The organism is Stenotrophomonas sp. Br8 (assembly GCF_014763005.1).
Classification (GTDB): Bacteria; Pseudomonadota; Gammaproteobacteria; order Xanthomonadales; family Xanthomonadaceae; genus Stenotrophomonas; species Stenotrophomonas lactitubi.
The window spans coordinates 80,163-98,425 of sequence record NZ_JACGTN010000012.1; the positions used below are offsets into that span (position 1 = coordinate 80,163).

At 65.6% G+C, this 18,263-nt stretch carries 19 protein-coding genes and 1 tRNA gene; 8 read left to right on the forward strand and 12 right to left on the reverse strand.

What is annotated here, in order from left to right; translation table 11 throughout:
* Positions 1 to 245: 245 nt before the first annotated feature.
* From H3005_RS11710 to H3005_RS11750, 9 genes are all read right to left on the reverse strand, one after another.
* On the reverse strand, positions 246 to 1,616 hold the full coding sequence (locus H3005_RS11710) for a HAMP domain-containing sensor histidine kinase (RefSeq protein ID WP_100460170.1): 1,371 nt from the start codon (positions 1,614 to 1,616) through the stop codon (positions 246 to 248).
* Positions 1,579 to 2,256: a response regulator transcription factor gene (locus tag H3005_RS11715; protein ID WP_025874286.1), complete on the reverse strand. Its 678-nt coding sequence runs from the start codon at positions 2,254 to 2,256 to the stop codon at positions 1,579 to 1,581. Before H3005_RS11715 ends, H3005_RS11710 begins: the two co-directional genes overlap by 38 nt.
* An 8-nt stretch (positions 2,257 to 2,264) precedes the next feature.
* The gene (locus H3005_RS11720) at positions 2,265 to 2,738 is read right to left on the reverse strand and encodes a hypothetical protein (protein ID WP_191078251.1); all 474 of its coding nucleotides are present in this window, start codon (positions 2,736 to 2,738) and stop codon (positions 2,265 to 2,267) included.
* 89 nt (positions 2,739 to 2,827) lie between these two features.
* A complete protein-coding gene (locus H3005_RS11725; RefSeq protein WP_100553388.1) occupies positions 2,828 to 3,304 on the reverse strand; it encodes a hypothetical protein in 477 nt (158 codons plus the stop codon).
* A 255-nt stretch (positions 3,305 to 3,559) separates the two neighbouring features.
* Positions 3,560 to 4,438 (reverse strand): 30S ribosomal protein S6--L-glutamate ligase, encoded by an 879-nt coding sequence (gene rimK / locus H3005_RS11730; protein WP_100553389.1) that lies wholly within the window; start codon positions 4,436 to 4,438, stop codon positions 3,560 to 3,562.
* Positions 4,439 to 4,532: 94 nt separating this feature from the next.
* On the reverse strand, positions 4,533 to 4,775 hold the full coding sequence (locus H3005_RS11735; RefSeq protein WP_100553390.1) for a hypothetical protein: 243 nt from the start codon (positions 4,773 to 4,775) through the stop codon (positions 4,533 to 4,535).
* A gap of 199 nt (positions 4,776 to 4,974) precedes the next feature.
* The gene (locus tag H3005_RS11740; protein WP_191078252.1) at positions 4,975 to 5,355 is read right to left on the reverse strand and encodes a DUF805 domain-containing protein; all 381 of its coding nucleotides are present in this window, start codon (positions 5,353 to 5,355) and stop codon (positions 4,975 to 4,977) included.
* Positions 5,356 to 5,697: 342 nt separating this feature from the next.
* Positions 5,698 to 5,771 (reverse strand) — tRNA-Gly (locus tag H3005_RS11745).
* Positions 5,772 to 5,877: 106 nt separating this feature from the next.
* Positions 5,878 to 7,722, reverse strand: a complete 1,845-nt coding sequence (locus H3005_RS11750; protein ID WP_100553407.1) for an autotransporter domain-containing protein — start codon at positions 7,720 to 7,722, stop codon at positions 5,878 to 5,880.
* A gap of 206 nt (positions 7,723 to 7,928) precedes the next feature.
* On the opposite strand from H3005_RS11750, the gene thiS reads away from it, so the two are divergent.
* The 4 genes from thiS (at position 7,929) to H3005_RS11770 (ending at position 11,648) form a co-directional block, all read left to right on the forward strand.
* Entirely contained in the window at positions 7,929 to 8,129 is a 201-nt protein-coding gene (gene thiS / locus H3005_RS11755; RefSeq protein WP_025874279.1) for a sulfur carrier protein ThiS, read from the forward strand.
* A 115-nt stretch (positions 8,130 to 8,244) separates the two neighbouring features.
* Entirely contained in the window at positions 8,245 to 9,039 is a 795-nt protein-coding gene (locus H3005_RS11760) for a thiazole synthase (RefSeq protein ID WP_100553408.1), read from the forward strand.
* Complete coding sequence (gene trmB / locus H3005_RS11765; protein WP_089236613.1) at positions 9,039 to 9,773, forward strand: tRNA (guanosine(46)-N7)-methyltransferase TrmB; 735 nt, start codon at positions 9,039 to 9,041, stop codon at positions 9,771 to 9,773. The genes H3005_RS11760 and trmB overlap by 1 nt, the downstream gene beginning before the upstream one ends.
* 27 nt (positions 9,774 to 9,800) lie before the next feature.
* On the forward strand, positions 9,801 to 11,648 hold the full coding sequence (locus tag H3005_RS11770; RefSeq protein ID WP_100553409.1) for an SLC13 family permease: 1,848 nt from the start codon (positions 9,801 to 9,803) through the stop codon (positions 11,646 to 11,648).
* Positions 11,649 to 11,975: 327 nt separating this feature from the next.
* Here the strand turns inward: H3005_RS11770 and H3005_RS11775 are convergent, their stop codons facing one another.
* Entirely contained in the window at positions 11,976 to 12,311 is a 336-nt protein-coding gene (locus H3005_RS11775) for a Rieske (2Fe-2S) protein (protein WP_049469607.1), read from the reverse strand.
* 178 nt (positions 12,312 to 12,489) lie between these two features.
* Here H3005_RS11775 and H3005_RS11780 point away from each other — a divergent pair, with 178 nt between their 5' ends.
* From H3005_RS11780 to H3005_RS11795, 4 genes are all read left to right on the forward strand, one after another.
* A complete protein-coding gene (locus H3005_RS11780) occupies positions 12,490 to 12,771 on the forward strand; it encodes a hypothetical protein (protein ID WP_089236615.1) in 282 nt (93 codons plus the stop codon).
* A gap of 70 nt (positions 12,772 to 12,841) precedes the next feature.
* Positions 12,842 to 13,558: a fumarylacetoacetate hydrolase family protein gene (locus H3005_RS11785; protein ID WP_100553410.1), complete on the forward strand. Its 717-nt coding sequence runs from the start codon at positions 12,842 to 12,844 to the stop codon at positions 13,556 to 13,558.
* Between the two features lie 56 nt (positions 13,559 to 13,614).
* Positions 13,615 to 14,019 carry a large-conductance mechanosensitive channel protein MscL gene (mscL, locus tag H3005_RS11790; RefSeq protein WP_100553411.1) on the forward strand — a complete coding sequence of 135 codons (405 nt, stop codon included), beginning with the start codon at positions 13,615 to 13,617 and terminating at the stop codon, positions 14,017 to 14,019.
* Between the two features lie 224 nt (positions 14,020 to 14,243).
* Positions 14,244 to 15,665 (forward strand): M28 family peptidase, encoded by a 1,422-nt coding sequence (locus tag H3005_RS11795; RefSeq protein WP_089236617.1) that lies wholly within the window; start codon positions 14,244 to 14,246, stop codon positions 15,663 to 15,665.
* Positions 15,666 to 15,742: 77 nt separating this feature from the next.
* Here the strand turns inward: H3005_RS11795 and H3005_RS11800 are convergent, their stop codons facing one another.
* Positions 15,743 to 17,194, reverse strand: a complete 1,452-nt coding sequence (locus H3005_RS11800) for an alanine/glycine:cation symporter family protein (RefSeq protein WP_100553412.1) — start codon at positions 17,192 to 17,194, stop codon at positions 15,743 to 15,745.
* Positions 17,195 to 17,207: 13 nt separating this feature from the next.
* Positions 17,208 to 18,200, reverse strand: a complete 993-nt coding sequence (locus H3005_RS11805) for a hypothetical protein (RefSeq protein ID WP_100553413.1) — start codon at positions 18,198 to 18,200, stop codon at positions 17,208 to 17,210.
* Positions 18,201 to 18,263: the final 63 nt, after the last annotated feature.

An 18,263-nucleotide genomic window follows, 5' to 3' on the forward strand; every position in this document is an offset into this window, starting at 1 on the left:
CTGCATGCAAAGCGGTCATGAGGCGAAAACGCCATGCGGGCCAACCGTCTGCGGAACCGTGCGGTGTGACACGCGCAGGGCGCGGAGTGCGTCACGCAGGTGTCGTGCGGGGCCAGAAGCGCCGCGCCTTCGCGAAAACTGCATTGGCGCTGCATGCGACATTTCGCGCCGAGTGGGAGATTTCGACGACGGATGGATTCGTGCCGACCAAGGTCGGCACCTACCAAAGCAGCAGCCAGAATGAATTACAACGGCTTCGGCGAGAACGTCAGGGTGGCGATCACGCCGCGGGCGCCGCCCGGGCGCACGCTTACCTGCCAGCCGTACAGGTCGCACAGGCGGCTGACGATCGACAGGCCGATACCGCCGCCCTGCGAGTGACCGGCATGGGTGCCGCGATAGCCGCGCTGGAACAGCTTGGCGGCATCTTCCTCGCTCAGGCCCGGCCCGCTGTCGGTCACCGATACGGCGTTGGCGCCCACATGCACGCGGACCTCGCCATCCTGCGAATACTTCACCGCATTGCCGATCAGGTTGCCCAGCGCCACTGACAACGCCGCTTCGGGGGCATCGATGACCAGATCGCGTTCGCCATCCAGGTGCAGCTCCAGCGGCTTGCCACCCAACTGCGCGCGATGCGCATCCAGCAGCTGTTCGGCCACACGGGCCACATTGCTGCTGCCCTGCCCGCGCTCGTTGCGCGACAGCAGCAACAGCGCGCCGATCAGATCGCTGCACTGTTGCTCGGCACGTTGGATGCGCTGCAGGCGCTGCAGCACCTTCTCGTCCAGGCCCGGGCGGGTCAGCAGCAGCTCGGTAGCGCCACGGATCACCGCCAGCGGCGTACGCAGCTCATGGCTGACGTCCGCATTGAACTCACGGTCGCGCTGCACCACTTCGGTCAGCCGCGAAGAATAGTCATCGAGCGCCTGGGCCAGCTGCCCCACTTCGTCATCGGGGAAGCGCGGCGCCAAGGGTTCTGGGTCGCTGGTGCCGCCACGGTACGCACGCAGGCGCGCGGCCAGATCCGAGACCGGCTTCATCACCTTGGAGGCCGACCACCAGCCCAGCACCAGCGACAGCAGACTGAACACCAGCACCGACAGGAACAGCGCGCGGTTGAGCTGCTGCCCACCGCGAACGCTGTCGGTCATGTCGTAGGCCAGGAACGCCCAGGCATCAGGGGTCTTGCGCACGGCCAGCTTGTAGGAATAGCGCTCTCCGCGCTCGTCCACACCGCCCATGTTGTACAGGCCGTCCTTGAACTCGTACCAGTCCGGCTCCTCCTCGCGCAGCGCCTCGAACTTGTCCGGCTTGATCAGGCGCGCGCGCATCTGCTGCACCGGCAGGTCGGGGTTGCGGTCCGGGCTTTCGTAGTAACGCCGCACGTACTCGCTGATGTTGCGGTTCATCACGTCTTCCACCAACTGGTTTTCCACCCGCATGCGGGCCCAGTTGGTGGCAAACGCGAACAGTGTCGTCAGGCAGAAGCCCAACAACACGAACGAGACGATGATGCGGCTGCGCAGACGCCGCCGATAAGGCGTGCGCCGGCGCTCCCCCTTGCTTGCCACAGAATCAGGCTTCCGGCGTGGCGATGCGGTATCCGATGCCATGGCGGGTCTGGATCATCGGCACTTCAAAGGGCTTGTCCACCACGGCGCGCAGGCCATGGATGTGCACGCGCAGCGAATCGGAGTCCGGCAGCTCTTCGCCCCAGACACGGGTTTCCAGTTCCTGTCGGGTGACCACGGCCGGGGCCGCTTCCATCAACGCCTGCAGGATCTTCAGTGCGGTCGGGTTGAGCTGCAGCAGCTTGCCCTGGCGACGCACTTCCAGCGTGTCCAGGTTGTATTCCAGGTCACCGGTTTCCAGCACGCGGGTCTGCACGCCCTTGCCGCGACGCGACAGGGCGTTCAGACGTACCTCGACTTCCTGCAGCGCGAACGGCTTGATCAGGTAGTCGTCAGCACCGGAATCAAAGCCGGCCAGTTTGTTGTCCAGCGAATCGCGCGCGGTCAACATCAGCACCGGGGTCTGCTTGCGTGCTTCGTTGCGAAGCTTGCGGCAGACTTCGATACCGTCCATGCCCGGCAGGTTGAGATCCAGGACAATCGCGTCGAACTCGTGCACGACAGCCAGATGCAACCCGGTCACTCCGTCGGCAGCGAAGTCCACGGTGTGGCCCCGGTCCTCCAGGTAGTCGCCCAGATTGGCCGCAATGTCGCTGTTGTCTTCGATTACCAGGATTCTCACTGTCACCTCTAATTGACGAATTTACCGACGCGCTGGGCCTGGCCCATGTCGCGCTGTGCCTTGTCCTTCTGCCGAGCACGCTCGGCGACGGTCATGCATTGCGTGGACGACATGTTGGAACCGATGGCCTTCTCACGTCGGCATATTAGACGACTATCTTCACGCGCCTGTGTCAAAACGGTGTTCACGACCTGCTGATCGTTGAAGACCTCAGTTCGTACCGATTCAGGCATCGCGTCCCTGGTCGGATACTGCTCGGCGGCGGTACGGATGCGAACCAGGGTCTCACGGACCTTGCCCCGCTCTTCCTGACGCAGTTCGGAATAGGTTTCGCCGTCGTTGAGTTCGATCTCGATGCGCTCAATCTGCTGCAGCAGCGGCTTGCCCGGCAGGAACACCTCTTCGGCACTCTTGGCCCCTGCCGAGGCAGCGACCAGGACCAATGCCGAAACCAGAACCGCTGATATCACTGGATGCTTCATGACAAACGAATCCCTGTTTGAGGTGAACGCCGACTGTATGCGGATGCGCGCTCTGCCAGCAAGTGCTGGCCGGCAGGGTGCAGGCGGCCCTAAAGCTTGGAATCCGGATTCAAATTGCTATTGGTGCGCTGGTCGTTGAGCAGGGCCTTGCCCTTCTCTTCGATACGTCGCCGCTGGGCGACGGTCAGGCAGCGGCTCTTGGGCATATTGCTGCCCGTAGTGCGCTGGTATGAGCAGATCTGGCGACTGTCGTCGTGGGCGCGCGTGAGGATGATGTTGACCCGCTCCTGATCGTTGAAAACGTCGTTCTGCACCTGCGGCGGCAACTCCTGGACGGTCTGGCGGTCGCCCATCCGCTGGGTGATCCGCGCCAGCGCCTGCTGGACCTGACTGCGGTCCTCGGCGGAGATTTCGTTGTAATCGCCCTGCTGCAGGGCTTTTTCGACCTGGCGGACCTGCTCGGCCACCGGGCTCTGGCGGTCCATCTGCACAGCCGCCTTTTCCGGCTTGGCCAGTGCAACGCCAGGCAGGCACAGCAACAGCACGATCATCGTGGTGCGGTACATCGCCAACCTCCCGATCCTTCGGAACGAAGGCCCAACTCTACGAGTGTCCCCGCGCGCCCACAAGGGACCCTTGGCAGGGGGGCATCGAGCATAAAAAAGACCCAGGCGGTGCACCCGCCTGGGCCTGAAGTTGTATCCCGATACCGATCCTGCTGAGAGGCAGAGCTGCGGTTCGTTGAAGGCTACGCCCGGGGCGATTAAAGCGGTGTTAAACCCGCCAACCCTGCCTGAATTAAATTTCAACCCGCTGAAATATCAAGGTTTTTTGATTTTCTCGACATGCGCGATGATGCGTGCGGCCACGTCCACCCCGCAGGCAGCCTCGATCCCTTCCAGACCCGGGGTGGAGTTCACCTCCAACACCAGCGGGCCGCGCTCGGAGCGGATCAGGTCCACGCCACAGACGCCCAACCCCAGCGCCTTGGCCGAACGCACCGCCACCTGCTGCTCGGCCCGGCTGGCCTTGGACGCCACCGCGGTACCGCCGGCATGCAGGTTCGAGCGGAAATCCCCTTCCGGGGCCTGACGCTGCATCGACGCCACCACCTGGTCGCCGACCACGAAGCAGCGCAGGTCGGCGCCCTTGGCCTCGCCGATGAACTCCTGCATCAGGAAGTTGGCATACAGCCCACGCAGGGCTTCGACGATGCCGCGCGAAGCGCTGGCCTTCTCGGTGAGGATCACACCGCGGCCCTGGGTGCCTTCGTTGAGCTTCACCACGTGCGGCGGCGGGCCGAGCATGGACAGCAGGTCGACGGTGTCGTCAGGGTTGTCGCCAAAGACGGTGACCGGCATGTCGATGCCCTTGGCCGCCAGCAGCTGGTGCGCCCGCAGCTTGTCGCGCGAACGCAGGATCGCGTCGGACGGGTTGGGCGTGCGCGCGCCCATCAGCTCGAACTGGCGCAGCACGGCGGTGCCGTAGCGGGTGACCGAAGCGCCGATGCGCGGGATGACCGCGTCTACGCCGGTCATCGGCCGGCCCTTGTAGTGCATGGAAAAGCCGTCCGCGGCGATGCGCATGTAGCAGCGCAGCGGATCCAGGATGCGTACGGTATGGCCGCGCGCGCGCGCGGCCTCGACCAGCCGACGGGTGGAATAGAGCCGGGTGTTGCGGGACAGGATGGCGAGCTTCATCGCAGTGGGATCGGTCGGCAGGCGCGCAGCATAGCGTGGCGACGTTGCGTCTGGATGATGCTGTTCGGTCCATGCGCGGCAGGGGCTGCCCAGCTCAATCGGGGCCTGGCAGCACCGACGGATATGTGCGCGCCGCTTCGCCCAGCGCCGCGATGCAGGCCATCTGGATCGCCGATCCACTGAAGGCCTCCTGATAGATCTGCCCGATCAACTGCGCCGCCTGCGGGCCACCGGCGCGCCCGAGTGCTCGAACCGCTTCAACCTGTTTGGCCGAGCCAATGCCAGCGGAAAGAAAGATCCGATGCAGCGCGGTGACGACGTCATCCCTGCGATCCATGCCTGCGTACTCCCTGAAATGAGAGCAATACGCTAGCGAAGACCGCAGCGGTCGGACATGCGGATTGTTTGAATCTGTACGCCGTGCGCAAACGAAAAACCCCGGAAACGACAATGCCGCTTCCGGGGCCTGGATTCAGGAGCGGGCGAAGGGAATCGAATCCCAACCCGCCCAACCGAAGCGGTAGGGTCCATGGTGGTCAACCAAATCTATTCTCTTCCTCGCTGCCGGGGAGAAGCATCACCGGAAACAGAACGAACACCCCTAGAGGAACCAACGCAATCACAACGAACCACCCAGACTCATCAATGTCGTGCAGTCTTCGAACGGTCAGTGCGAGCATTGGCAGAGGGAAAAGTATGAGTGCAACCAACGCTACCACCCGTCCCGCATCCCCGAGACGCGAGGACAGTTCCCAGCTGTGCAGATCGGTGCCGATCAGCCAGTAGCCGGCATTGTCCAAGCTATAGCTGAGCGCCGCGACGAGAGCAGCAAGCAGAAAGAACGACCAGAATTCTGTCCGGTTGGATCGCCCTGAAAAATCGAAGCACCGTCTGATTGGCAAAAGTGCAGCGATCATTCGCGCTCCGGACAACGGATGATGAAAACCCCTAGCTAACGATCTTTTAGCATCTCCAAACCAAGCAACAACTGAACTATCGGTTCGACAGGAACCGGAAGGTCGAAGGAGGAGCGAAGGGGATTTTCAATTCCGCGATCTCCACGCCGAGACGGCGCAGACAGGGCCTGTTTGGCAATCGACATTCGCGAGGTGCCGGCCCGGCTGGGGCATTGACCGGTCACCACGACCGGGATCCACGTCCAGAAGAAAAGACACTCCAAAGCCACTTCGACGCAGCGAATTGCGGAGCGGTCCGGATATCGCGGAGTGGTTGGAGAAGCCGCGGACCTTTGGGAGACATGGAGCGGGCGAAGGGAATCGAACCCTCGTCAGTAGCTTGGGAAGCTACAGCTCTACCATTGAGCTACGCCCGCGTTGCCCGACAAGTCTATGCGGGGCACGTGTTCAAACGCAACGGGCAGGCCCTTGCAGCCTGCCCGTCGAGTAGACGGCAAGCCCGCAGGCCTGCCGTCATGTGCATCAGAAGCTGCCGCTGAAGCTGGCAAACAACGTCGCGTCCTGCGCACGCTTCTGCAGGGTGGTGGCGCTCAGGCCGATGTTGCTCTGCAGGCCGAACAGTTCCATGCGCGCGCCCAGGATGGCGGTCGCATAGTTCTTGTCGAAGTCCATGCCCGGCACGCGGTACATGCCCACGTCCGGCAGGCTCTGCACCCAGGCGCTGGCCTGCTTGGTGTCTTCGAACTCGTGGTCGTAGGTCACCTGCACGTACGGCTTGACGGTGCCGCCGTCGAAGCGGGCCTGCCAACCGATACGGCCCACGGTGGAATCGACATCCTGCTTGCCGTAACCCAGCGCGGTGGCGAGGGTGCCGGCATCGGCGCTTTCGGTGTAACCGTCGATCTTGACCTGCTGCCAGATCACCGAGGCGATCGGGCCGTGGCGGAAACCGCCCTCGGTGCCGAACTCGTAACCGGCGTTCAGGGCGGCGGTCAGGTTGCTGCCGTCCGGCGAGCCGCTGTGCTCACGGGTTGCCGGGCCGAGCTGGACCTTGCGGTTCACGTCATAGGAGAGCCAAGTGTAGCTGACCTGGCCATTGACCCAGATGCGGTCGCCGTACCAGCCAGCGAACAGACCGGCCGTGGTGTCCTTCTGGGTGAAGTCGCCACGGCTGTTGCCGAAGTCGGCATTCAGACGGCCAAAGCCGGCGAAGCCGCCGAAGACCATGCCGTCACGCGCCCAGTCGATACCGAACAGGCCGGCCGGGGCCAGACCGTCGTACAGATCGGCGTGGTCATAGCGCTGCATGTCGCCGCGCACGCCGCCCCACCACGACAGGCCGTCAGCCGGGCGACCCGCCTGGTGCAGGCTGACCTGGTCGGCACGCGAGCGGCCGATGGTCTGTGCCGAATGGCTCAGCACCTGCTGCAGGCGCGGACCTTCGAGGATCGACACCGCGTACTGGCCCAGCAGCGCATGGCCGGCGGTGGTCGGGTGCACGCCGTCGGCGAACAGATAGGCGGTGGCCGCATCCGGGCTGACGTAGCTGGTCGGGTTGCAGGTCAGGATGCTGGTGGTGGTGTCAGCAGGGTTGATCCTGCAACCGGTGTCGGTGACGTTGCGGAAGCCGTACATGGCCGGGTTGGCCGCCACTTCACGCAGCACGGTGAAGGTATCGAGCGGGATGAACTCGATGCCGGCCTGCTTCAGGCCGCCATACAGGGCCTTGTTGTAGCCAGCTGCCAGCGCGGTCGCCTGCGCGGCACCGGCCGGACCCAGCGAGCGGAACTGCGGGGCAATGCCGACGTCGGGCAGGTTGGGGACGAGCACGTACTCGGCACCGGCCTGCTTGAGGGCGCCCACCAGGGCCACCTGGTCGGTGACAGCCGCGCCGATGATGGCCTGCGCCTGGGCCGGCGCACGCGCTGCGGCGAACAGGTCGTTGGCACCGCCCCAGACCGTGTACAAGGCATTGGCGTCAGCCTTGCCGCCGTTGGCAGCCAGGTAGCGGGCCGTCTGGCTCTTCAACGATGGGATGGTGCCCAGGGCACTGGCCACGTCGACGCCGACACGGGCACCGCCGACAGCGTAGTTGTCGCCGTTCTGGCCGTTGCCGTTGGCAGCGCCATTGAGGCCGTAGTAGTTGGCGACCTGCTGCGCCCACACCCAGCCCGGGTTGGTGGTGAACTGGCCAGTGACCGGGCGCACGTCGGCCGGCAGCAGCGGACGGAAGTAGCCAGCGTCGGTCAGGCTGTCGCCGAAGAAGACCGCGTGGCTGTAGGGGGATTCGCCTGCCATGGCCGGCAGCGCGGCCAGCGCGATCGCGGCCGCCATGAGGGAGCGGATCGGGCGTTTGCTGAGCAGCATGTAAAAACTCCTGTGGGGATATCGTTGAGGATCCGACGCACGTACGCCGGCGCACGGTGAATGGTTTCACTGCGCCGCCAATTGCTCACGCTGCGCCGCCGCATGGATTGTCGCCCGAGCCAGGCCTGGTGGGCTTTGCCGGTGCGGGCGTAGCGCGCAACTTGCAACGGTTCCGATGCGAACCGGCGATCAGCGACAATGGCCGCATGAACATCCAGCTCAATGGCGAACCCCGCACCCTGCCCGCTTCGGCGACCCTCCTGGACCTGCTCGCGGCCGAGCAGCTGCTGCAACGCCGGGTGGCGGTGGAGGTCAACGGCGAGATCGTCAGCCGCAGCCGTCATGCCGAGCATGTACTGGCCGAGGGCGATGTGGTGGAGATCGTGCATGCGCTTGGCGGTGGTTGAAGCAAGGCCCGTGCCTTGCGCTCGCCGGGCATGGCCCGGCGCTACCAGCGAGAAATGACCCTCGCCCCCGCATCCGCGTGACCCCATCTTCAGGCGGATAAGCGATAATCGCGCCATGAACGCTCATGTCTCCCCCGATTCGCTGGTGATCGCCGGCAAGACCTACAGCTCGCGGCTGCTCACCGGCACCGGCAAGTTCAAGGATCTGGAAGAAACCCGCCTGGCCACCGAGGCCGCAGGCGCCCGGATCGTCACCGTGGCCATCCGCCGCACCAACATCGGCCAGAACCCGGGCGAACCGAATCTGCTCGACGTGCTGCCGCCGGACCGTTACACCATCCTGCCCAATACCGCCGGCTGCTACACCGCCGAGGATGCCGTGCGCACCTGCCGCCTGGCCCGTGAACTGCTGGACGGCCACAACCTGACCAAGCTGGAAGTGCTGGGCGACCAGAAGTCGCTGTACCCGGACGTGGTGCAGACCCTCAAGGCCGCCGAACAGCTGGTCAAGGACGGTTTCGAGGTGATGGTCTATACCTCCGACGACCCGATCCTGGCCAAGCGCCTGGAAGAGATCGGCTGCGCTGCGGTGATGCCGCTGGCCGCGCCGATCGGCTCGGGCCTGGGCATCCAGAACAAGTACAACCTGCTGCAGATCATCGAAGACGCCAAGGTGCCGATCATCGTCGACGCCGGCGTGGGCACCGCTTCGGACGCGGCGATCGCGATGGAGCTGGGCTGCGACGGCGTGCTGATGAACACCGCCATCGCCGGTGCGCGCCACCCGGTGCTGATGGCCAGCGCGATGCGCAAGGCCGTGGAAGCAGGCCGCGAGGCATACCTGGCCGGCCGCATTCCGCGCAAGCGCTACGCCAGTGCGTCCTCGCCGATCGATGGGTTGATCGGCTGATGACCAATCCATTCGACAGCGCCGGTTCGAAGGCGCCGCCCAAGCCGTTCACGGTCAACGAAGGCCGCCGTGAAGTGCGCAGCTTCGTGCTGCGCCAAGGTCGTTTCACCCCCGCCCAGCAGCGCGCGTTCGACGAGCGCTGGCCGCGTTTCGGCCTGGATTTCAGCGGTGAACCGCGTGATCTGGATGCCACCTTCGGCCGCGATGCACGCAAGGTGCTGGAAATCGGCTTCGGCAACGGTGCCGCGCTGCGCTTTGCCGCACAGCACGACCCCAGCCGCGACTACATCGGCCTGGAAGTGCACGCGCCCGGCGTCGGCCGCCTGCTGAACGCGCTGGCCGACGACAACGCCGACCACGTGCGCCTGTACCACCACGACGCGGTGGAAGTGCTGGAGAAGGAAATCGCCGATGGCGCGCTGGACGAAGTGCGCATCTATTTCCCCGACCCGTGGCACAAGAAGCGCCACAACAAGCGTCGCCTGATCCAGCCGGGCTTTGCCGAGCTGCTGGTGCGCAAGCTGCGCTCCGGTGGCCGTCTGCACTGCGCCACCGACTGGGAAGATTACGCCGAGCAGATGTGGGACGTGCTGGATGCCACCCCCGGCCTGGTCAACCGTGCCGGCCCGCGTGGCAGCGTGCCGCGCCCGGACTGGCGCCCGCAGACCCACTTCGAGACCCGCGGCCAGAAGCTCGGCCATGGTGTCTGGGACCTGTTGTACGACCGCACCTGATGAACGCCTGAGGACGCCGCGCCCCACATGGATACCGCGCTGACGCTGACCACTGACATGAAGCTCGTGCTCGGGCTGGTCGGCTTCACAATGGCGATGTTCCTGTTCGAGCGCATCCGCGCCGACGTGGTCGCGTTGGTGGTGCTGGTGGTGCTGGGCGTGACCGGCCTGATCGCGCCGGAGGAGATCTTCGGCGGTTTCTCCGGCAACGCGGTGATGAGCATCATCGCCACCACCATCCTCGGCGCCGGCCTGGACCGCACCGGCGCGTTGAACCGCCTTGCGGCCTGGCTGCTGCGGCGAGGCCACGGTGTGGAGCAGCGGCTGCTGATGATGACCACGGCCATCGCCGGCCTGAACTCGTCCTTCATGCAGAACCCATCGGTGATGGCGCTGTACCTGCCGGTCGCCTCGCGCCTGGCCGCGCGCACCGGGCTGACCATGCAGCGCCTGCTGCTGCCGATCTCGGCGGCGATCGTGATGGGCGGCGCGCTGACCATGGTCGGCAACTCGCCGCTGATCCTGCTGAACGATCTGCTGGCCTCGGCCAACAACAACCTGCCCTCCGGCCTGGCCACCATCGAGCCGCTGCGCATGTTCGCGCCGCTGCCGATCGGCATCGCCCTGCTGATCGCCTCGCTGCTGTATTTCCGCTATTACGGCGACCGCAAGCTGGTGGAAGAGGAAAGCCTGGTCAACGACGGCACCACGCCGGCCCGCACCGAGAGCTACTTCGCCAAGACCTACGGCATCGAAGGCGATGTGTTCGAACTGGTGGTCACCGCCGAGAGTCCGCTGGTCGGCATGACCCTGGGCGAAGCGGAGAACCTGCATGACGCGCCGCTGCTGCTGGCACTGAAGACCGGCAATGACACCCGCCTGGCGCCGCCGGCAGAAATGCGCATATGGGTGGGCAGCGTGCTGGGGGCGATGGGCCCGCGCGAGCAGATCCACGATTTCGCGCAGAACCAGTTCCTGCGCATGTCCTCGCGCCTGAAACACCTGGGTGACCTGTTCAATCCCAGCCGCGCCGGCATTTCCGAAGCGGTGGTGCCGCCGACGTCGAACGTGATCGGCAAGAGCGCGGCCGACCTGCGCCTGCGCAAGGAACGCGGCATCAGCCTGCTGGCGATCAACCGCGACAAGCAGGTGATCCGCGAGGATGTGCGCGATGTGCAGCTGCGCGCCGGCGACATGCTGGTCTTCCACAGCATCTGGACCGATCTGGCGCAGGCCGCCAAGAGCCGCGACTTCGTGGTGGTCACCGACTACCCGACCGGCGAGCAGCGCCCGCACAAGTTCAAGATCGCCATGGCGATCTTCGCCCTGACCATCCTGATCGCGCTGACCAGCAAGCTGCCGGTGGCGCTGACCCTGATGACCGGCGTGGCCGGGATGCTGTTGACCGGCGTGCTGCGCATGGACGAGGCCTATGCCTCGATCAACTGGAAGACGGTGTTCATGATGGCCGGGCTGATTCCGCTTGGCTGGGCGATGGATTCCAGCGGCGCCGCGGCGTGGGTGGCCGGCCATACCATCGACAAGCTGCCCACGGGTATTCCGATCTGGGTGCTGGAGCTGGCGCTGGCCCTGCTGACCACGGTGTTCTCGCTGGTGATCAGCCATGTCGGGGCGACCATCGTGATGGTGCCGATCGCGGTAAACCTGGCGCTGGCGGCAGGCGGTAATCCCACGGCCTTCGCGCTGATCGTGGCGCTGTCGGCGTCCAATAACCTGATGACGGCGTCGAACCCGGTGATTTCGATGATCACCGGCCCGGCCAACTACACCCCGCGCGAGATGTGGCGGGTTGGCGGCCCGCTGTCGCTGATCTATACGTGCGTGGTGGTGGTGATGATCAACCTGATGTTCTGAGGGTGGGGGTTTGTTGGCAGGGCTGCGCCCTGCACCCGCAGAGGCAACGGCAACGGCAACAGCCGGAGCAACAGCAAAAGCTGGCTATCCGTGGGATGGCGGGGTGGGCCCGGTGGCGGGGGACGCCGCAAGTACGTCCCTGTAGGCTTGGCCGTGGCATCCATGCCGCGGACACCCCCGCAACCGGACCCACCCCGCCTTCGACAAATCGCCGCAATCTGCAGTAGATCCACGCCATGCGTGGATGGATCTCTGGATACCTGTTGATCTATTGGGTGCGGACTGTTGGCTTGGTGGGTGCGGACCGTTGGTCCGCACACCGATGCATCAGGCCAGGTAGACCTGCCCGTCGCGGACGTCCACCGGCACGGCGCGCAGGCGGTCGCCCTTGCAGGGGCCGGCGATGCAGTCGCCGCTGTCCAGCGCGAACGAGGCGCCGTGGGCGGCGCAGACCAGGTGGCCTTCGCGGCTCTTCAGGAACTGGCCCGGTGCCCAGTCCAGGCGGCGGCCCGCGTGCGGGCAGATGTTCAGGAACGCGCGCACCTGCTCACCGTCGCGGTACAGCAGCAGCGACTCGGCATCGCCATCGACCACCGCTTCAACCTCGGCAAACGCACCATCGGCAATGGCATCAAGGGTGATCAGGGCGACAGCGGCAGTCATGGCGAAGGCTCGGACGGAATCGCGCATTGTCGCATGCCTGGTCATGTGACTAGCTGCGACATGAACACAAGTCATTGATCCGTAATAAGCCAAGGCTATATTTAACGAGTTTTTCACTCAATGACAGTGGCAGCTGCCGATACTCATGGCTCGCTGATTTCCAGCCTATCGAGCCACCATGTTCAATCGCGATTTCGCCTTCAACCAGTTCCGCACCCTGTTTGCCCCGCGCAAGCCGCGCCATCCGCTGGTGCGCGTTGCCGTGGGCCTGCTCGGCCTGGCGATCCTGGCCGCGATGGTGTTCATCGGCGTATTCGTCGGTGCGGCCATGATCCTGGTGGGCCTGGCGTGGAAGCTGCTGGCTTCGCGCAAGCCCGGCCCGAGCCGCCCGGCCGACCCGAACGTGGTCGAGGGCGAGTACCACGTGGTGCGCAAGTCGGCGCTGCCGGCCTCGCGCTGATCGACGCTGCCCGCTGACGGCGGGCCTTGCTGCGTTCTAGACTGCGGGCACTCCCTTCCTGGATGCCCGCATGTCCGATGTCTCCGATGTGATCCCTGCTGCAGCCACGCCGCGTGTACCGGTCGTTGGCGGCGGCAGTTTTCCCGTGCACCGCATTTACTGTGTCGGCCGCAACTTCGCCGACCATGCGCGTGAGATGGGTGCTGCCGTGCCTGCAGCCGACGATCGCGGCCGCCCGATGTTCTTCACCAAGCCGGCCGACGCCATCGTGGTCGGCCACGATGATGTGATCCCCTACCCGCCTGCCACCAGCAACCTGCACCACGAGGTGGAACTGGTGGTGGCGATCGGCCGTGACGCACCCGCCGGCGAGCTGGCCGTGGCCGATGCCGAGGCACTGGTGTATGGCTATGCCGTGGGCCTGGACCTGACCCGCCGCGATCTGCAGGCCGCCGCCAAGGAAAAGGGCCACCCGTGGGATTCGGCCAAGGGCTTCGATGCCTCCGCGCCGATCAGCGAGATCGTGCATGCCGGTGAAGTCGGTGACCTGGCTGCGCTCAACCTGTCGTTGGAGATCAACGGCGAAGTACGCCAGCAGTCCCTGCTCGATCAGATGATCTGGAACGTGCCGGAGATCCTGCACGAGCTGTCCAAGCTGTGGCAGCTGCGTGCCGGCGACCTGGTGTTCATGGGCACGCCGTCCGGCGTGGCCGCGCTGAAGCCCGGCGACCGTTTCAGCGCACGCCTTGAGAACGTGGCCGAGCGCCACGGCGTGATCGCCGGCTGACATCACCTGCGCTACCCTGCGCGCTGTCCCCCCTCGCCCTCAGGAGAAAAACAACAATGGGAATGCTCACCGAGTTCAAGGAATTCGCGATGCGCGGCAACGTCATCGACCTCGCCGTCGGCGTGGTCATCGGCGCGGCCTTCGGCAAGATCGTCACCGCGCTGGTGGAGAAGATCATCATGCCGCCGCTGGGCATGCTGATCGGCAAGGTCGATTTCTCGCAGCTTGCGTGGACGCTGTCGCCGGCCAGCATCGGTGCCGATGGCAAGGAAATCCCGGCGGTGGTGATCGGCTACGGTGATTTCATCAACACGCTGATCCAGTTCGTGATCGTGGCCTTCGCCATCTTCCTGGTGATCAAGGTGATCAACCGCCTGTCGCGCAAGAAGGAAGCGGCACCGGCAGCGCCGGCCGAGGAAGTTCTGCTGCTGCGCGAGATCCGCGACAACCTGAAGAAATAAGGTGGTAGCGCCGGGCCATGCCCGGCGGAACGCCATCTTGCCGCTGCGCTCGCCGGGCATGGCCCGGCGCTACCGCAGAGGCATGCGAAAGCCCCGCTCCGGCGGGGCTTTCGCTTTGCTGCATCTGGCGGAAAACAGCATCCGCAGCGGCCATGACCTCCCGCCCATGCGCGGCGCTGAACGACTGTTAAGCTCCAAGGCTTACACCCTTCCCGGAGCTGTCCATGCGTCGCCGCGTCCTTGCCATCGCATCCTCCCTCGCCCTGCTGGCCGCGCCGGCCTTCGCGGCGCCGCATGCCACCACCCTGCCGCCGGCCTCGCTGGCTACCGCCGCACAGCTGCGCGACCAGGCGCTGGCCGACGACACCGGCTGGAAGGTGGTCGAATCGCTGACCACCGAGATCGGCCCGCGCATCGCCGGCAGCGAGGCCGACGCGCGTGCCGTGGCCTGGGCCGAAGCCAAGTTCAAGGCACTGGGCTTTGACAAGGTGTGGAAGGAACCGGTGACCTTCCCGAAGTGGGAGCGCCGTAGTGAACACGCTGCGGTGACCGGCAGGAACCCGCAGCCGCTGCAGATCACTGCGCTGGGTGGCAGCCCGGGCGGTACGGTGGAAGCCGAGGTGGTGCGCTTCGCCGATCTGGCTGCGCTGCAGGCCGCACCGGCCGGTTCGCTGAAGGGCAAGATCGCCTTCGTCGATTACCAGATGCTGCCGTTCCGCGATGGCCGCGACTATGGCCGTGGCGGCGCGATCCGCAGCAAGGGCCCGTCCGAGGCCATCCGCAAGGGCGCGGTCGGCTTCCTGATGCGTTCGGCCGGTACTGATTCGCACCGTGTGCCGCACACCGGCATCACCCGCTTCGATGACGGCCTGACCCCGGTGCCGTCGGCGGCGCTGTCGGTACCCGACGCCGACCAGCTGGCCCGCCTGCTTGCGCGTGGCGCGACCACGGTGAAAGTGGCGCTGGACTGTGGCTGGGATGGCACCGCGACCTCGTACAACGTGATCGGTGAGATCACCGGCCGCACGCTGCCGAAGGAAGTAGTCGTCATCGGCGGACATCTGGATTCATGGGACCTGGGCACCGGCGCGGTCGATGACGGTGCGGGCGTGGGCATCACCATGGCCGCCGGTCATCTGATCGGCCAGCTCAAGCAGGCACCGAAGCGCACCATCCGCGTGATCGCCTTCGCCAACGAAGAACAGGGTCTGTATGGCGGCAAGGCCTACGCGGAGGCACACGCCAAGGACGTGGCCCTGCACCAGCTGGCCGCCGAGAGCGATTTCGGTGCTGGACGCATCTACGCCTTCAACACCGGTTCGCCGAACCCGGAAGGCTCGCGCGAGGCAACGAAGCAGATTGCCGAGGTGATGAAGCCGCTGGGCATCGAGTACCAGGCCGACAAGGGTGGCCCGGGCCCGGACGTCGGCCCGCTGGCGGCCAAGGGCGGTGCATGGGCGTGGCTGGCGCAGGATGGCTCGGACTACTTCCACCTGCACCACACCGCCGACGACACGCTCGACAAGATCGACCCGAAGGCGCTGGCGCAGAACGTGGCGGCCTACACCGTGTTTGCCTACCTGGCCGCCGAAGCCGATGGCAGTTTCGGCAGTGAAGCGAAGGCCACCACGCCGCCGAACGAGTGAAGCCGCATCCACGCATGACGTGGATCAACGCTTGACCAGGTAGCGCCGGGCCATCCCGGCGCTACCTGCCAGGACACTTACTCCGCCCACACGCTGGTATTGCGAACCCCCAGCAGCTTCGGGTTGAACAACGGATCACGCCCGTGGCGCCGGTGGTTTTCGTAATCGCGCAGTGCTGCCAGCGCGGGCCTCTGCAGCAGCAGGATGGCGATGATGTTCAGCCAGCTCATCATGCCTACGCCGATATCGCCCAGCGCCCACGCGACCGTCGCACTCTTCATCGCCGAGTAGCCCGTAGCAGCCAGGAACAGCAGCTGGAAGGCACCCATCACCCACTGTCGGGGACGATCGCGGCAGAGGTAGCTGACGTTGGTCTCGGCCATGTAGTACAGGGCGAGGATGGTGGTGAAGGCGAAAGGCAGGATCGCCAGCGCGACGAATGACTTGCCGAAGCCGGGCAAGGCCGACTCCACCGCGTGCTGCACGAAGCGCGGCCCCGCTTCCACGCCAGGAAGGTTGCCCAGCAGCAGTCGTGCCTCATCGGGCACACCGTTCACCGCCGGGTCGTAGACGTTGTAGAGCCCGGTGGAGAGAATCAGGAAGGCCGTCGCGCTGCACACGACCATGGTGTCGATGTACACCGAGAACGACTGCACCAGCCCCTGCTTCACCGGGTGTGACACTTCCGCTGCGGCGGCAGGATGCGCGCCGCTGCCCATGCCCGCTTCGTTGGACAGCACGCCACGACGCACCCCCCACTGGATCGCGGTGCCGATCATCGCGCCGAATGCGGCGTCAACACCGAACGCGCTGCGCAGCACCAGGGCGATGACCTCAGGCACTTTCTCGACATTGAGCACCATCACCACCGCAGTGACCAGCAGATAGGCCACGGCCATCACCGGCACCACCCATTCGGCGACGCGCGCGATGCGACGCACGCCGCCGAGCAGGATCGCCGCCAACACCACCAGCAGCACACCGGTGGTGACCATTACCGGAACATCCCACGCTTCGTTCACCGCACTGGTGATGGCGTTGGACTGCGTGCCCGCCAGCATCGCCCCCGCCAGCACCGTGACCAGCGCGAACAGCACGGCGTACCAGCGCTGGCCCAACCCCTTTTCGATGTAGTACGCCGGACCACCGCGATACTGCCCCTTGGCATCGCGATCCTTGTAGATCTGCGCCAGGGTGGACTCGATGAACGCGCTTGAGGCACCGAGGAAGGCGACTACCCACATCCAGAAGATCGCGCCGGGACCGCCGAAGGCAATGGCCATGGCGACACCGGCGATGTTGCCCACGCCCACCCGGCTGGACAGCGACAATGACAACGCCTGGAACGGCGAGACACCGGCATCGGAGCGTTCGTGGCGGAACATCAGGCGCAGCATGTCCGGCAGCGCGCGCAGCTGGATGAAGCGGGTACGCACGCTGAAGTACAGACCCGTCGCCAGGCACAGCACCACCAGGTACGGGCTCCAGACAACGGCAAGAACGGCATTGACGATCGTTTCGACATTCATCGCAGGGCCCCCATCAGAAGAACATGCCCAGGGCGACCTGGGGGCTGATGATGCGGCCGGTATTGCGACCGGCAACGGTGAATTCGACGCCGGCAATCACCCCCAGCGACGGACTGAAGTGGTACTCGATCGCCGGCGCGAAGGTCAGGTTGCGGCTGGCAGGACGGGCCTCATCGATGCGCTGGAGCGTACCGGCCGCGTCCGGTGCGAAGCCGGTCAGCCGCTGGCCGCTTTCACGGCTGGCGGCCATTTCCATGACACCCACCCAGCGTTCGTTGAAGCTGTACTCGGCGCCCACCGAAAGACCCAGCACCGAACCGCGCGCGATATGTCCCTGGAAGCCGTCATCGGTGCCATACACGCTGCCGCCGGAAATCGCAGTGCGTGAGGGCGATGGCCCGGCACTGAGCTGCGCGCGCCAGCGCAGCGGGCGATCGTTCGCCAGCCACAGCACCTGCTGCACCGCCAGCGCAGCCACGGTGCGCTGCGTGCCGTCACCCTGGGCGTCGAGCGGGTTGCCGGTGATCCGGTCGTGACTGCCGGTGCTGAAGCGCTGCACCAGTGCAACTGACACCGCCGGGGTGGTGCCATCGGCACTGGAAGGCTGCAGCAGGTACTGCAGGCGTGCGGTGGTGTCGCCGGCGCGGAAACCACTGCTGCGCGCGTTGCCTGATTCTGCACGCGAGGCACTGAGGTTGACCTGGGCGGTCACCCGATCGCTGAACCCGTAGGCGATGGGCACCACCATCGCCCACGCGCCACTGCGCTCGTCGCTGCGTTGACGGTCGCCGTTGTGGTCGAAGGACGAGGAACTGTCGACCCGCACCAGATAGGGTTCGACGTACCAGCGACCTGCCGGCATACCGGCAGGATTGGGGGTGATCAGCGGGCCGGTGAAGTTGACGCCGTCGAGCGTGCGCTCGTTGGCCTGCGCGGACACGGCGGCAAGCGCACTGAATGCCAGTACCAGGCAGACACGCACCGTACTGCGGGGAGGATGATGCATGGGGACCACTCCTGTACGACGTTGGATGGACTTCCACCCTGCGTCGCCGGGAACGGCACACCA

Excerpts from the sequence above, each read along its gene's own strand:
- H3005_RS11710 (WP_100460170.1), bottom strand. The coding sequence starts at position 1,616 with ATGGCATCGGATACCGCATCGCCACGCCGGAAGCCTGATTCTGTGGCA.
- H3005_RS11720 (WP_191078251.1), bottom strand. The coding sequence starts at position 2,738 with ATGAAGCATCCAGTGATATCAGCGGTTCTGGTTTCGGCATTGGTCCTG.
- H3005_RS11725 (WP_100553388.1), bottom strand. The coding sequence starts at position 3,304 with ATGTACCGCACCACGATGATCGTGCTGTTGCTGTGCCTGCCTGGCGTT.
- rimK (WP_100553389.1), bottom strand. The coding sequence starts at position 4,438 with ATGAAGCTCGCCATCCTGTCCCGCAACACCCGGCTCTATTCCACCCGT.
- H3005_RS11735 (WP_100553390.1), bottom strand. The coding sequence starts at position 4,775 with ATGGATCGCAGGGATGACGTCGTCACCGCGCTGCATCGGATCTTTCTT.
- H3005_RS11740 (WP_191078252.1), bottom strand. The coding sequence starts at position 5,355 with ATGATCGCTGCACTTTTGCCAATCAGACGGTGCTTCGATTTTTCAGGG.
- H3005_RS11750 (WP_100553407.1), bottom strand. The coding sequence starts at position 7,722 with ATGCTGCTCAGCAAACGCCCGATCCGCTCCCTCATGGCGGCCGCGATC.
- thiS (WP_025874279.1), top strand. The coding sequence starts at position 7,929 with ATGAACATCCAGCTCAATGGCGAACCCCGCACCCTGCCCGCTTCGGCG.
- H3005_RS11760 (WP_100553408.1), top strand. The coding sequence starts at position 8,245 with ATGAACGCTCATGTCTCCCCCGATTCGCTGGTGATCGCCGGCAAGACC.
- trmB (WP_089236613.1), top strand. The coding sequence starts at position 9,039 with ATGACCAATCCATTCGACAGCGCCGGTTCGAAGGCGCCGCCCAAGCCG.
- H3005_RS11770 (WP_100553409.1), top strand. The coding sequence starts at position 9,801 with ATGGATACCGCGCTGACGCTGACCACTGACATGAAGCTCGTGCTCGGG.
- H3005_RS11775 (WP_049469607.1), bottom strand. The coding sequence starts at position 12,311 with ATGACTGCCGCTGTCGCCCTGATCACCCTTGATGCCATTGCCGATGGT.
- H3005_RS11780 (WP_089236615.1), top strand. The coding sequence starts at position 12,490 with ATGTTCAATCGCGATTTCGCCTTCAACCAGTTCCGCACCCTGTTTGCC.
- H3005_RS11785 (WP_100553410.1), top strand. The coding sequence starts at position 12,842 with ATGTCCGATGTCTCCGATGTGATCCCTGCTGCAGCCACGCCGCGTGTA.
- mscL (WP_100553411.1), top strand. The coding sequence starts at position 13,615 with ATGGGAATGCTCACCGAGTTCAAGGAATTCGCGATGCGCGGCAACGTC.
- H3005_RS11795 (WP_089236617.1), top strand. The coding sequence starts at position 14,244 with ATGCGTCGCCGCGTCCTTGCCATCGCATCCTCCCTCGCCCTGCTGGCC.
- H3005_RS11800 (WP_100553412.1), bottom strand. The coding sequence starts at position 17,194 with ATGAATGTCGAAACGATCGTCAATGCCGTTCTTGCCGTTGTCTGGAGC.
- H3005_RS11805 (WP_100553413.1), bottom strand. The coding sequence starts at position 18,200 with ATGCATCATCCTCCCCGCAGTACGGTGCGTGTCTGCCTGGTACTGGCA.